The sequence below is a fragment of the Kolteria novifilia genome (assembly GCA_007748055.1).
Classification (GTDB): Bacteria; Planctomycetota; Planctomycetia; order Kolteriales; family Kolteriaceae; genus Kolteria; species Kolteria novifilia.
In genome coordinates this window covers 4,208,216-4,222,135 of record CP036279.1, presented here as the reverse complement: position 1 = coordinate 4,222,135, position 13,920 = coordinate 4,208,216, and the positions used below count along the sequence as shown (strand labels likewise).

Below are 13,920 nucleotides of genomic sequence, written 5' to 3'. Positions count from 1 at the left end.
CAGCGCGGAAGTCCTCGCCCAATCCGATAGGTAGGCTCACAATGTCACGCATTCTCTTCACCTGGGAACTCGGACGGGGATTGGGGCACTTGTTGCCGCATCGGCGGACGGTGGAAGTGCTGCGCGAGCGGGGATGGGAGGTCTTCTTCGCCTCGCGGAACCTGCAGGCGATGGAGAAGGTCTTCGGCGGCCTCGGGGTTCGCTATCTGCAGGCTCCCTTCAAATGCAGTCCGCCCACGTACCCCATCGAGAAGACCGTCACCTTCGCCCATATCCTGAACAACGTCGGTTTCGACCACCTCGGCGAGTTGACTTCGCTTGCCCACACTTGGCGAAACGCTCAAAGTCGTCAAGTACACCCGCGGCCACGATGAGATCACGCAGACGACCTTCACCTTACAGAACGGTCTTCTAGTCGACGAGGAAACCCTCGTCTTCGGGCATGACGGCAAAGGCAGCGTCCGCGTCCTGACCGATCTCGCCGGGGCGATCGCGTCGGTCGCGGGCATCGAGCAAGTCTTCGTCTACGATGCCTACGGCAACCTCCTGAACCTAGCCGCCTCCCAGGCCGCCACCAGCGTCCTCTACAACGGCGAGTTCTTCGATGGCCAGATTGGCCAACAATACCTCCGCGCCCGCTGGTATGATCCCAATACCGGGCGGTTCAACCGCCTCGATCCGTTCTTTGGCAACCTGCAAGATCCCCAAAGCCTCCACAAGTATCTGTACACACACGCCGATCCCATCACTGGCGTTGATCCGTGAGCGTTGCAACGGTGGCGTGTGGGGGAAGCAGGAGCCGATGACGATGGGGGACCGGTCACCGATCAACGGGGAGTGGCGGCAGGGGCGCGGCGTTGGGCTCGGCGGGCGCGTTTGCGGTCGGCTCGTTGGCGAGCTTCGTCGGCGCGCTCTTGGAGACGATGCTGGGGGTGCTCGTCGATCCAACGGTCGGGTAGCAACGAAGGGAGATCCGAAGCCGGAGTGGTCGGCAGGCAGGTGTAGACATCGCGGAGGTACGCGAAGGGGTCGACGTGATGGCGGTTGCAACTCTTGGTCAGGGTGAAGAAGGTGGCGGCGGTCTCGCCTCCTTGGCTGTTGCCGAAGAAGAGCCACGCCTTGCGGCCGAGGACGGCGTACTTCAGCGCCGCTTCGGTGCGGTTGTTGTCGATGGGAATCGCCCCATGGTCGAGATAGCGTGTGAAGGACTGCCACCGGTTGGTCATGTAAGCGATGGCGGCGCGCAGCTTCGATTTCGGAAGCTCCCGCTCGTGCTGCTCGAGCAGCCACTGGTGGAACTCGGTCACGATCGGCTTGGCGTCGCGTTGCCGCAGGGCGCCGCGTTGTGACACACTACTGTCACGGGCGCGATCTTCGATGTCGTAGAGCCGCTGGAAGTAGCCGAGGGCGGTGTGCGTCCGCACGCTCGGCGCGCTGAAGTGGATTTCCTCGAACTTGCGGCGTGCATGAGCCCAGCAACCGACGGGGACGATCTGGTCGTCCGCCGCGGCGATTCGCTCGTAGCAGGTGTAGGCGTCCGACTGCAAGTAACCCTGGAAGCCGGCGAGGAACTCGTCGGGACCATCGCGGCTGCGGTCGGGCGTGAAGTGGAAGCAGTCGTAGGGATGGGCATTGTCGCCGACGGTGCTCCAGAGATAGGTCTTGGTGCAGCCAGGCGGCTCGCCCGCCAACATCTTGACCGGCGTTTCATCGCAGCCCAGCACCTCGGATTGCAACGCCAGCCGACGCATGAGTTCGACCAACGGCGCGACCGCCAAGGCCAAGGCGAAGAGCCAACGCTGCTGCGTGCCGCGGCCGATGCGGCAGCCGTGGCGAGCGAGGATGTCCTCTTGTCGGTAGTAGGGCAGATGGTCGGCGAAGCGACTGGCGGTCAGATGAGCCCAGAAGCCGGGGCCGGTGTAAGCGTCGATCAACTGCGGCGGTTTCTTCGCCGTGGCGATCGTCGTCTCGCCCGATGCTTCGTCGCGAACGATCACCTCTTGGTAATGTTCGATCACATGGATCGAAGCGGGCGTGAACTCCAGTTGCTCGCTGGTCTTCTTGAAGAACCGCCGGGCGGTCGGGTCGTTCCTCAGCTCCTCGGGAATCTCTTGCTCGTCGAGTTCGTGACGGACCGTCTTGCGCGGCAGCAACTCGGGGAAGAGACGCCGGCCGCGTCCCTTGCTCGTGCGGCGTTCTGGTGACGGTTCGTCGTCATCGCTCTCGTCGTCGCCGGAGCCTGAATCGTCGTCCGCCCCGACGATTGTCGAGTCGAACAAGAGCCCCTGCTGGGAATCGTCGACGAAGCGTTCCCGCCGCCGGCCGTACAAGGTCCGCTTGAGCAAGTCGACGTCGCTCTGCAAGCGATCGATCGTCTCCTGCTGCTGAGCGATGATTGCTTGTTGTTGGGCGATGGTCTCCTGCTGCTGAGCGATGGTCTCTTGTTGCTGGGCGATGACGGCGGCTTGCCGTCGGCGCTCCCGATCGAGTTCGATGATCAACTCGTGGCAGGCGTCGATATCGTGGGGGAGGTTCACGTCGAAGGCGTCCATCAAACCGATCTCAGTTGTCGCGGGGACACCCTAGCACGTCGACATCGGAGGCGCCAGAGCAGTTTCAGCGATTTCGACGGAATGACGAGAAAACCTGCGAGTCCGCCTCGTCGCTGCCATCACCATGACATCGTTGTCGCTCGCGAAGAGAACGCCAGGGTCGATCGTCCAACGAGATTGGCAAGCGAAGAACCCAGGGCCCGAGGACAACCGAAGACAAAACTCGGTTTTGGTCGCGTGCCGTCCCATGGCTTCCAGGCTCTCGCCGCCGTGACGGGGAACTGGCGTCTCGAAGGAGCAGCGGCGCGTCCTGGCTCCGCGGAGCGGCACGCATCATTCGGGAAAGAGCGAGGGGAAGTCACGAACGACGGGACGATGACGGCGTGTCACGGTGCTGATCGGAGACTTGAAAGCGCTTGCGATGCCGGACCGAGGAAAGGTCGATGCCCTCGAGAATGAGTGACAATTGTCCGGCAGTGATCTCGAGGCCGGCCTCGTCGTCGGCCGCCTGGGCGTCGGGAAGCTGATAGCTTCCTTCCTCCAGCTGCTGATACCAAATGCAATAGCCGACGCCGCCCCAATAGAGCACCTTGAGGCGATCCCGGCGGCGATTGATGAAGACGAACAAATGGCCCGAAAGCGGATCTTGCTCGAGCACCGATTCCGCCAAGGCGATGAGCCCGTGAAAGCTCTTACGCATATCGACCGGTTCCCGGGCCAGAAAGATCCGCACCTGATGAGGGACCGACCACATGCTCACTCCTCCTCGACGCTATCGAGGGCGGCAAGCACTTGACGCAAGGCGTCGCTGTCGACTTGGGCCGGCGCCCGCACGATGTAGCCTCGGGGATGAACGATCTCGATCACGCTAGTCGATTCGGGGACCACCCGCAACGCCACGAACGGCGACGGACACGCCCCACCGCCACCGACCGCAGTCGACCGTTCCTCTTTTCGATCGCGTCGCTGTAGCTCACGCCGCCAACCGTAGAATGACGCCTCCGAAATCCCCTCTTCCCGGCAGAACACCCGAACGCCCCGCCCGCTCTCCTCTTGCCGACGAACGACCTTCCGCCAATACGCTTCCTTCTCCGCACAACGAACTCGCATCTTCCGCCTCGCGACAAACCAGGGCCAACCAACCCAAGCCTACCGCAACCCACAAGACGCCACCGTTGCAACGCTCACGTTGATCCAACAGGTCAGTTCTTCGGCGTAGCATCTCTTGTGGGCTTTATCGGTGGTTTCGCGGTTGGTGCAGGCTTTCGCAGCGCGAGAGCTGGGGCAGCAGTTGCCGCCGGAGGGGTTATCCTGGACGCCATTTACTACTTCACTTGGCGATCTGGAGTCGTTGACCCGAATGATCTTTCACTAAATTGGGGTAGGCAAGCCGGCACATTAAATCACAGCAGACACTCGGTCGAACTGCGGTTTCCTGCTGGAACCAACATGTCAGCAAAGCTCGCGGAGATCTACGACGATCTAAAGGAATTCGCCTCGTCTTCAGAATTTGTGGGTCGATGGTGGCTCGGGGAGGTTGCCGAGATTGTGATAGAGAGCGTATTTGAGGGTGCTGGGGTCGCGAAAGCCGTAGGAGCGGCGGGTCGTCAATTTGACCTTCAGATTCATTCCCTCGACGGCGCCCGCGGAAATCTCTCCTTTTGCCTCGAACCAATTGAAGATCTGCTCGGCGTGACGCTCGAGGGTTCGTGCCAGGTTGCGCATCGGTTCGATCCGTGTGCTCAAGGCCCGATCGAGCCACTCCTGGAAGAAGGATCCGATCCGCCAGGGAGCCTTGTAGTCCCAAAGCCGCTGGAAGTCTTCCTTCATCAGGTAGCACTTGACCGTCCTGAGGTTGTGCGTCAACAACTCGTTGAGACGAAGGACCTCCTTGCGTTTGAGGTTGCCGCGACGCTTGAGCAGCAGCCAACGCGTCCGCTTGAGCACCTCGAAGCCCTTGCGTTTGAGTTCGCGTGCCTCCTGGGCCCGCACCTTGTCGATCGCCTTGTTGAACAACTGCATGATGTGGAAGCGGTCGAGAATGTGCAGGGCCCCATTGGCCTCGCGAGCGATGACCGACAGGTAGGCTTTCCACATGTCGCTGCAGATGTACTTCAGCCGCTCGGTTCGCCGCCTGCCGAAGAAGCGAAAGAAACGACCGAGCGTCTCCTTGGTCCGGTCTTGCCCGACCCAAAGCAGACGACGCGATCCGCGGTCGATCTGATAGACCAGGGTGAAGTACTGATGCCCCTTGCGGTAGGCGACCTCGTCGATGCCGATCGCCTCGATCCCTTCCAGCTCGCGATGGCGGATTCCCCAGCAAACCGCCATTTTCACCGCACGAAAGACGGTGTGCCAACTCGTGCCGAAGATCTCGGCGGTCTCACGCCAGCTCAAGCGTTTGGCCCAACGGGCCAGGAACCATTGGAAGCTCGACGTCGTTCGCTCCTTGCCCGACGCCCAGGGAATGCGTTCCACCTTCACCCCGCAAGCAGGGCATGCGACCCGCCGCGCCGCGTAGACGAACCAGACCGCCAGGCCCCACAACGGCACGTGCTGAAAACGGCGTTCCGGCAAGTGGTCGTACGTGCCGCCACGATTCCCGCAACCCGAACAGATCGGCCGGCTGCGACGCCGTGGGCGAACCCGAACCAGCAGTCCCTCTTTCGACGAATCGGCCCAAGCCGCCGATTCGTAGACGAAACTCCCGTGACGCTCCAAGGCGTTGAGGATAACCTGAAGTCGCATCCCGTCTCTCGCGGCTGGCGTTTGAAGAAGTCCTTGCAAACTCCATCATGCGCCCCTCGAGAGCGGGATGCTCTTTTTTGGCCTCCTGCCGACTTCTCTCCTTTCCGCTTGACCAGTGGAACATCCTCCCCGCCAACGGCCAAGGAGGAGTCTTTGCCGGGCGACCGAAGCCGAGCCACGATGGCGAGGATGCAGGGCGAGCGAAGCGAGAAGACCAGGCAAAGCAGCAGCCGGACGCGGCCCTTGGCATACGGCGGTAACCTCCACTACCAAGCGGAACGGAGAATACACTCACCACCCACAGATTTGGCAATAGAGCCAGGAATTCAAGCACTTCAACGGTGGCCATAATAGCGTGGCGAGGGTGGAGACGCAGGAGATCAATGGTGAGATGTACGCGTTCTTCGACAGTATCGGCTTCTTTGGCTTCGCGTCCGATTTACTGAATCCGCAAAAAGTTCCCGTTCGGCTCTCGAGCGATGTTTCGGATCGCACTGTCTTCGGTGACACTGCTGGTTGGCACATGCTCGTAGGGCAGCGGCGATGGGGTGTGACCCAGATTAATGACTCTACAGTCGAAATCTGGACGGAATCACATGAGTATCCTCGGGATCAGGTCAACAGAGTCGGCATATGGGCTATGGGTGAAGAAAATCAAGTTATGGTCTGGACGCAGTACTACTCAAACATTCGAGATCACTATGTGGATGGCCAAGGCGCAACAATAGTGCGGGATGTGAATGATTTTCACGAGAACTTGGGCGGCGCGCCGAGCCCTTGGGAGCCTCGGGACCCATACCCCGGAATCGAAACTCCTTGATAGAATCTGAACGGAGCAGGACATTGCAGGCGATGCTCGCACTTGTGAAATACCTTCTGGTGCCGCTCATTGTCTCAATCGTCGCACTCTTCTTGATTGCATGGTTCGGTGGACCAATGGACATTCTTGGCATCGACACTGTCGCCAGGAGGAAACAAGCGTCATCACGTCTCAAGGCGCTTAAAGACGAATTCCTCGCCAATCCTAACAAAGTGAGTTTGCGAACTGAGATCGAAGAGTCGACAAGAAGTCGCTACCGTTTTGAGCGATTGCAGGCATTGTCGACTCTCGGATTGTTGGGAGAACATGCGTCTCCTTCGATTCCGATCCTTGTGGAAGCACTCAAGAGTCGAGACTCCTTTGTCACGGACGCGGCGGCTAGAGCATTCCTAGATCTCGGTCCGAACGCTGCGCCCGCCAAGTTGGAGTTGGCAACGGCCCTTAGAGTGAACGTCCGCAATAGCACCGGATTGTGGGCTGCGGAAGCTCTTGGCAACATTGGTGATTCATCTCCCGAGATTCTTGACGCTCTCAAGTACGCCGTAGATGCGGATTCGATGACCAAAGACAAGGCTCGAAAGGCATATCGGCGAATCACTGGGGAGAGCCTCTAAATGGGCGCCGGGGTCGGTTCGTTCGGCGGGTACGTGGGTGAGCTCAGGTGTCCCCGTTTTAATTCTGGTCGCATTCGTTGCCGAACTAGGGCTGTAGAGATTTGGGGCTTCCGAGGGCGGTTTTGCCGAATTGCTGGAAGTTTTGGAGGAGCGTGGACGCGATCGGGTTGGTTGGTTTGGCGACTTCATGCGTGGCTGTTGGGACCGTGGTGGCTGGTTGACGGAAGCTCGAACGAGATTCAGGGGAAGCGCGGGGTACGATTTTTGTTTTGCGCTTGCTGATGTTGGTAGCGGTGGAGCCATTGTTCGAGCAGCGCGACGGCGGCGCGGAGGTCGTAACCGATTTCGATGAGTAGGTCGATGTTGTTGAGGTTTTGCTGACAGCAGAAGCAGTGGGCGAGGTTGTCGCGCGGGTTGACGGTGTCGCGGAGTTCGACGTCACAGGGGCAGAGAAAGCGGATCGAGCCCCCGAAGGACGTCGAGGGCCGTTATCGCTCGCGAACATGCCAAGAGCCTCCCCAAACTACGGCTGGTCGATTCCAAGCCGCTCGCCGAGCCAGGCAATCGCCTCGTCGAACTTTTCCTGTGACGGCTGGACGTAGTGCCGTTCTTTGATCGAGCGTGGCGAGTGACCCAGGAAGACATCCCCGAGTCCCGGGAACTCGTTGTCGATGAGCGTCGCGCTCGTCTTTCGGAGAAGCTTGGGCTGCATCTTGATGCCTGTCTTGCCCGACGGTGATCGGAAGGCGAGACGAATGGCGTCGGTCTTGCGGAGCCGACCATCATCACCGACGGTCTCGGCCTTCAGAGGACCGCAGCTTCGGTTGACCAGAACGCGTTCGACATCGGTAGACCGCTCTTGCTCCAGTAGTCGCCTTGTCGGGCACCATAGACGTGAGCGTTGCAACGGTGGCGTCTTGTGGGTTGCGGTAGGCTTGGGTTGGTTGGCCCTGGTTTGTCGCGAGGCGAAAGATGCGGGTTCGTTGTGCGGAGAAGGAAGCGTATTGGCGGAAGGTCGTTCGTCGGCAAGAGGAGAGCGGGCGGGGCGTTCGACGATTCTGCCGGGAAGAGGGGATTTCGGAGGCGTCGTTCTACGGTTGGCGGCGTGAGCTACAGCGACGCGATCGAAAAGAGGAACGGTCGACTGCGGTCGATGGCGGTGGAACGTGTCCGTCGCCGTTCGTGGCGTTGCGATTGGTGCCGACGTCGATGAGCGTGATCGAGATCGTTCACCCCCGAGGCTACATCGTGCGGGCGCCGGCCCAAGTCGACTGCGACGCGTTGCGTCAAGTGCTTGCCGCCCTCGAGAGCGTCGAGGAGGAGTGAGCATGTGGTCGGTCCCTCACCAGGTGCGGATCTTCCTGGCCCGGGAACCGGTCGATATGCGTAAGAGCTTTCACGGGCTCATCGCCTTGGCGGAATCGGTGCTCGAGCAAGATCCGCTTTCGGGCCACCTGTTCGTCTTCATCAATCGCCGCAGGGATCGGATCAAGGTTCTCTATTGGGGCGGCGTCGGCTATTGCATTTGGTATCAGCAGTTGGAGGAAGGGAGCTATCAGCTTCCCGACGCCCAGGCGGCCGACGACGAGGCTGGCCTCGAGATCACTGCCGGACAATTGTCACTCATTCTCGAGGGCATCGACCTTTCCTCGGTCCGGCATCGCAAGCGCTTTCAAGTCTCCGATCGGCACCGTGACGCGACGTCATCGTCCCGTCGTTAGTGACTTCCCCTCGCTCTTTCCCGAATGATGCGTGCCGCTCCGCGGAGCCAGGACGCGCCGCTGCTCCTTCGAGACGCCAGTTCCCCGTCACGGCGGCGAGAGACTGGAAGCCATGGGACGGCACGCGACCAAAACCGAGTCTTGTCTTCGGTTGTCCTCGGACCCAGGGTTCTTCGCTTGCCAATCTCGTTGGACGATCGACCCTGGCGTTCTCTTCGCGAGCGACAACGATGTCATGGTGATGGCAGCGACGAGGCGGACTCGCAGGTTTTCTCGTCATTCCGTCGAAATCGCTGAAACTGCTCTGGCGCCTCCGATGTCGACGTGCTAGGGTGTCCCCGCGACAACTGAGATCGGTTTGATGGACGCCTTCGACGTGAACCTCCCTCGCGACATCGACGCCTGCCACGAGTTGATCCTCGAACTCGATCGGGAGCGCCGACGGCAAGCCGCCGTCATCGCCCAGCAGCAAGAGACCATCGCCCAGCAGCAGGAGACGATCGATCGCTTGCAGAGCGACGTCGACTTGCTCAAGCGGACCTTGTACGGCCGGCGGCGGGAACGCTTCGTCGACGATTCCCAGCAGGGGCTTTTGTTCGACTCGACAATCGTCGGGGCGGACGACGATTCAGGCTCCGGCGACGACGACGAGAGCGATGACGACGAACCGTCACCAGAACGCCGCTCGAGCAAGGGACGCGGCCGGCGTCTCTTCCCCGACCTGCTGCCGCGCAAGACGGTCCGTCACGAACTCGACGAGCAAGAGATTCCCGAGGAGCTGAGAAGCGACCCGACCGCCCGGCGGTTCTTCAAGAAGACCAGCGAGCAACTGGAGTTCACGCCCGCTTCGATCCATGTGATCGAACATTACCAAGAGGTGATCGTTCGCGACGAAGCATCGGGCGAGACGACGATCGTCTCGGCAACGAAGCCGCCGCAGTTGATCGACGCTTACGCCGGCCCCGGCTTCTGGGCTCATCTGACCGCCAGTCGCTTCGCCGACCATCTGCCCTACTACCGACATGAGGACATCCTCGCTCGCCACGGCTGCCGCATCGGCCGCGGCACCCAACAGCGTTGGCTCTTCGCCCTGGCCTTGGCGGTCGCGCCGTTAGTCGAACTGATGCGTCGGCTGGCGTTGCAGTCCGAGGTGCTGGGCTGCGATGAAACGCCGGTCAAGATGTTGGCGGGCGAGCCGCCTGGCTGCACCAAGACCTATCTCTGGAGCACCGTCGGCGACAATGCCCATCCCTACGACTGCTTCCACTTCACGCCCGACCGCAGCCGCGATGGTCCCGACGAGTTCCTCGCCGGCTTCCAGGGTTACTTGCAGTCGGACGCCTACACCTGCTACGAGCGAATCGCCGCGGCGGACGACCGGATCGTCCCCGTCGGCTGCTGGGCTCATGCGCGCCGTAAGTTCGAGGAAATCCACTTCAGCGCGCCGAGCGTGCGGACGCACACCGCCCTCGGCTACTTCCAGCGGCTCTACGACATCGAAGATCGCGCCCGTGACAGTAGTGTGTCACAACGCGGCGCCCTGCGGCAACGCGAAGCCAAGCCGATCGTGACCGAGTTCCACCAGTGGCTGCTCGAGCAGCACGAGCGGGAGCTTCCGAAATCGAAGCTGCGCGCCGCCATCGCTTACATGACCAACCGGTGGCAGTCCTTCACACGCTATCTCGACCATGGGGCGATTCCCATCGACAACAACCGCACCGAAGCGGCGCTGAAGTACGCCGTCCTCGGCCGCAAGGCGTGGCTCTTCTTCGGCAACAGCCAAGGAGGCGAGACCGCCGCCACCTTCTTCACCCTGACCAAGAGTTGCAACCGCCATCACGTCGAACCCTTCGCCTACCTCCGCGATGTCTACACTCGCCTGCCGACCACCCCGGCCTCGGAACTCCCTTCGTTGCTACCCGACCGTTGGATCGACGAGCACCCTCAGCATCGTCTCCAAGAGCGCGCCAACGAAGCTCGCCAACGAGCCGACCGCAAACGCACCCGCCGTGCCCAACGACGCGCCCATGCCGCCACCCCCAGTTGATCGGCGACCGATTCGCCATCGTCATCGGCTCCTGCTTCTCCCACACGCCACCGTTGCAACGCTCACGCCGCATCGGCGGACGGTGGAATCGCTTCGCGAGCGGGGAAATGAAGTCTTCTTCGCCTCACGGAACCTGCAGGCGATGGAGAAGGTCTTTGGCGGCCTCGGCGTTCGGTACCTGCAGGCTCCCTTCAAGTGCAGTCCGCCCACGTACCCCATTGAGAAGACCGTCACCTTCGCCCATATCCTAAAGCAACGTCGGCTTCGACCACCCCGGCGAACTCTTCTCCCTCGTCGCCGCCTGGCGCAACCTCGTCGAGCTCGTGCAGCCCGACCTCGTCATCTGCGATCACAGGCCTACAGCACTCCTCGCTCTTCGCGGCCTCCCCGCCAAGCGAGCCACCATCGGCGCGGGCTCCTCAACGTCAAACGATGACCACGAAACAACGAGGTCATCAATACACGATGGTCGGTAACAGGCTTGGTAACCGACCTTGTCATTGGCCGTTCATTGGATGTTGGGCGACAACTATTGCTTCCTTTGGCGACAGTCGGAATCTCGTCTGGAGGAGGTAAGGGCAAGTCATCGGAGTTTTCTGGCAGAATAGAGCCTTCGATGGCCACGGTTGGTCGGTTGCGCCAGATATCTCGTGAGTTGAATTTCGGCCAGCGATTGGACGAGGTGGCGCAGAAGTCAGCGACGAGCGTCAAGAGGGCGTGAATGCGGCGGGAAGCAGGGTGCTACCAAGCGAGGCGATCGTTTCTCGAGATGCTTCGAGAAGAACGTCGGGTGTCACGTCAACTGTCACGTCTGGAGCAGCCTCGAAACCGAAATGAAACGACCCCGAAACGAGGAAGGTCAAAAAACACCTCGTTTCAGGGCCATGTCGGGGATCGAAGTAGGCGAGAGTCGTTTCCTAAACCGTAGGTCGTGCGTTCGAATCTCGCCGGGGGTACTTTTGCCTGGGTCACCGTGTGGGTGTCGGGCGCGTGGCGTTGGTCGTTGACCGTGCCGATGCGTGTTGCCACGACGACGCTAGGATAATCGTCGCGACGACGAACCCCTATCTGTTGGCTGGCTGTCGGCCTTTCCGCGTCTTGATGTTGCCTAAACGTGTCGTCTTCGCCGGAGTGCCGGGGTGAGATGGACGCTCATCGCCGCATGGGAGCGAGAGGCTCGGCGCTCGCTTCGATGGGGATGGGCCAATCGCGCGATTCGAGAGGCTCGGTGCCGCTGGGCAGCCGGCCGCGAATGGGACCGGACTCGGCGCTGATGAAAGGGCGAGCGGGGATGGGTTCCAGGAGAGCGTCGGTTGGATGATAGGGCCGTGGAGCGAAACGGCTGGGCGGTGTCGCCGAGGAGAAACGCGGTTCCCTCCCGGGAATGTCCGGGGAATTGGGTTCGTCACCAAGCGGGGACGTGGGTTCAGCATTGACCGGAGACTGGGTCTCGGTGGTGAGGGGGGCTTCGGTCTCGCTTAAGACCGAGGTCCTGGCCTTTTTCGTCGACCACTTCCGCATCCGCTTCTTGGAGAAGAGCCGAGCTCGTGGTGGGGCGATCGTCGTTTCTTCGAGGACGGCGACCTCGTCGTTGGCGATGATCGTCCCTTTCGTGTACTCCCAGTTCGCCAGGCTTTGGTTGTAGTTGACGATGGCGACCCCCTCGTCGCGAACGGCATCGGCGTAGCTCGCCTGGGCTTGGAGAAGGACGTCGATGGTGATCGTCCCATGGCGATAGAACTGCTCCTGCAGCGTCACGAACTTGGAGGCGAAGAGCCGACGGCTCTGCTGGACGTGCATCAGTTCGTAGTTGCCGATCACGTCTTGGTAAGCGGTCGCGAGATCTTGGCGAATGTCGAATTCCCGCTGCCGAAGAGCCATTCGCTGCTGACTTAGTGCCAGTCGAGCGACGCGCACCGACGCGTAGGCGGCGCGTTCCCCGATTTGTCGCTTGATGCGAAGGCCGAGGCTCCAGTCGGTGAAGCGAGCATCGACCATGTCGGCGACCGACTCCGAGAAGGTCTGGTTCAGTCCGGTGATCTCGTAGGAGGCGGAGAAGGTCAGGTCGGGTAAGAGGCCGTTGCGTTGCCGCAGCAGTTCGAGCTCGGCAGCCCGGATCGCGTAGTGCTGCGAGGTGATCTCTGGACGCAGCGACATCGCTTCCTCGAGTCCCACATTCCAATCCGGTTTGAACTCGGCCTGGGTCGGTTCGTCCGCGGGAATGATTTGACGGCCATCCTCGGCGGGCAATCCCACGAGTCGACGCAAGGACCGTTCGGCCTCAAGGACCGACATCAAGGCTTCGAGCCGTTCGGCCCGGAAGACGTCGTATTGGTTGCGTGCCTGGAGCTCATCCGACGGGGGGGAGGTTCCGGCGACGAGGGCGAGCTTGGTTAGTTGCCACGTCGAGAGCGCTTGTTCGAGTCCGAGGTCGCGTGAATAGAGGTCTTGATAGGCGGAGTAGAGTTCCCAGTAGGCGTTCTCGACATCGCGAAGCAAATTCGAGACGGAACCGACGAAGTTGTAGGTCGCTTGTCCATAGTTAGCTCGGGCGATCATCACCGGGGCGCGATTGAACGCGATGCCCGCTCCCTGCATGAGCGGCTGCTGGACGACCGCCTGGAGGGCGGAGTAGTAGCCTGGGTTGACCGCGGTAAAGGCGCTCGAGATCGGCTCCTGGAAGAAGTAGCTTAGGTCGAAGTCGAGTTCCGAATAGCCACCGGTCGCGTTGCGTTTGGAAAGCACGAACATGTGGTCGGCTTCCTCGGGATCGAAGGTGCTCTGGGTCGCGCCTCCATCGGTGGAGCTGACGCCATAGGAGTCATAGCCGGAGACCTCGCCGAAGGTGTCGAACTTGAGTTGGTTGACGAGGCTCTGGTTCGAATCGGCGTCGAAGATACTGAGGAAGTTGTATGTTTGCGCGAAGTCCCGGTTGACGGTGCCGCCGAAGGAGTAGTAGGTGTCGAACGCGGCAAGTTCGAAGTCGATCTGGGCCCCCGATTGGCCTGGCACGTTCCGTAGGACGGCGATGCGCGGGCTGCTCTCCAGCGCCATCTGAATGACCTGGTTGAGGGTCACGTCCCATTTCTCCAAGTTCGAGAGATCGACGACGGTCCGAGGGGCTCGGGAGGAGTCTTGGGGACGATCGAAGCATTCCGGCTCGTCGGGCGCGGGAGCGATCGCCACCTCGCGCAAGGCCGTTTGCCACTCGCATCGACGGGTCTGCTGACATCCGCCCACGGTGACAAGCAAGGGAATGATGGCAAGGAGGAGGAACTCGCCAAGCGGGTTGCTTCCTGGGAGCGCGGCATCATGGCTTGGCGTCAACAATCGCACCACGCGACCACCCTCTAAGGGGAAGAGAACGAGGGAGGCGATCGCTCATCGCCGCAGGTTCCTCAAGCTCTACATCGGAGCG

General features: G+C 61.2%; 12 protein-coding genes. 6 read left to right on the top strand and 6 right to left on the bottom strand.

The window, feature by feature from the left end; genetic code table 11:
- Window positions 1-41 precede the first annotated feature (41 nt).
- Entirely contained in the window at window positions 42-374 is a 333-nt protein-coding gene (locus tag Pan216_RS15510) for a hypothetical protein (RefSeq protein WP_145259112.1), read from the top strand.
- A complete protein-coding gene (locus tag Pan216_RS15505) occupies window positions 319-765 on the top strand; it encodes an RHS repeat-associated core domain-containing protein (protein WP_145259110.1) in 447 nt (148 codons plus the stop codon). The genes Pan216_RS15510 and Pan216_RS15505 overlap by 56 nt, the downstream gene beginning before the upstream one ends.
- A gap of 62 nt (window positions 766-827) precedes the next feature.
- Here the strand turns inward: Pan216_RS15505 and tnpC (Pan216_RS15500) are convergent, their stop codons facing one another.
- The 4 genes from tnpC (Pan216_RS15500) to Pan216_RS15485 form a co-directional block, all read right to left on the bottom strand.
- The gene (gene tnpC / locus Pan216_RS15500) at window positions 828-2,552 is read right to left on the bottom strand and encodes an IS66 family transposase (RefSeq protein WP_145259108.1); all 1,725 of its coding nucleotides are present in this window, start codon (window positions 2,550-2,552) and stop codon (window positions 828-830) included.
- A gap of 358 nt (window positions 2,553-2,910) precedes the next feature.
- A complete protein-coding gene (tnpB, locus tag Pan216_RS15495; RefSeq protein ID WP_145259106.1) occupies window positions 2,911-3,306 on the bottom strand; it encodes an IS66 family insertion sequence element accessory protein TnpB in 396 nt (131 codons plus the stop codon).
- Window positions 3,307-3,308: 2 nt separating this feature from the next.
- Window positions 3,309-3,662 carry an IS66 family insertion sequence element accessory protein TnpA gene (gene tnpA, locus Pan216_RS15490; protein WP_145259104.1) on the bottom strand — a complete coding sequence of 118 codons (354 nt, stop codon included), beginning with the start codon at window positions 3,660-3,662 and terminating at the stop codon, window positions 3,309-3,311.
- Between the two features lie 393 nt (window positions 3,663-4,055).
- Entirely contained in the window at window positions 4,056-5,300 is a 1,245-nt protein-coding gene (locus Pan216_RS15485) for an ISL3 family transposase (RefSeq protein ID WP_145254871.1), read from the bottom strand.
- Between the two features lie 852 nt (window positions 5,301-6,152).
- Here Pan216_RS15485 and Pan216_RS15480 point away from each other — a divergent pair.
- Window positions 6,153-6,734 carry a HEAT repeat domain-containing protein gene (locus tag Pan216_RS15480; RefSeq protein WP_419193682.1) on the top strand — a complete coding sequence of 194 codons (582 nt, stop codon included), beginning with the start codon at window positions 6,153-6,155 and terminating at the stop codon, window positions 6,732-6,734.
- A gap of 523 nt (window positions 6,735-7,257) precedes the next feature.
- Here the strand turns inward: Pan216_RS15480 and Pan216_RS15475 are convergent.
- Window positions 7,258-7,641, bottom strand: a complete 384-nt coding sequence (locus Pan216_RS15475) for a hypothetical protein (RefSeq protein ID WP_145259100.1) — start codon at window positions 7,639-7,641, stop codon at window positions 7,258-7,260.
- A 65-nt stretch (window positions 7,642-7,706) separates the two neighbouring features.
- Between Pan216_RS15475 and tnpA (Pan216_RS15470) the strand changes: the two genes are divergently transcribed.
- From tnpA (Pan216_RS15470) to tnpC (Pan216_RS15460), 3 genes are all read left to right on the top strand, one after another.
- Window positions 7,707-8,060: an IS66 family insertion sequence element accessory protein TnpA gene (gene tnpA, locus Pan216_RS15470; RefSeq protein WP_145259098.1), complete on the top strand. Its 354-nt coding sequence runs from the start codon at window positions 7,707-7,709 to the stop codon at window positions 8,058-8,060.
- Between the two features lie 2 nt (window positions 8,061-8,062).
- Complete coding sequence (gene tnpB / locus Pan216_RS15465; protein WP_145259096.1) at window positions 8,063-8,455, top strand: IS66 family insertion sequence element accessory protein TnpB; 393 nt, start codon at window positions 8,063-8,065, stop codon at window positions 8,453-8,455.
- Window positions 8,456-8,816: 361 nt separating this feature from the next.
- The gene (gene tnpC / locus Pan216_RS15460; RefSeq protein WP_145259094.1) at window positions 8,817-10,502 is read left to right on the top strand and encodes an IS66 family transposase; all 1,686 of its coding nucleotides are present in this window, start codon (window positions 8,817-8,819) and stop codon (window positions 10,500-10,502) included.
- Window positions 10,503-11,654: 1,152 nt separating this feature from the next.
- On the opposite strand, the gene Pan216_RS15455 is transcribed toward tnpC (Pan216_RS15460), so the two are convergent.
- A complete protein-coding gene (locus Pan216_RS15455) occupies window positions 11,655-13,841 on the bottom strand; it encodes a TolC family protein (RefSeq protein ID WP_145259092.1) in 2,187 nt (728 codons plus the stop codon).
- Window positions 13,842-13,920: the final 79 nt, after the last annotated feature.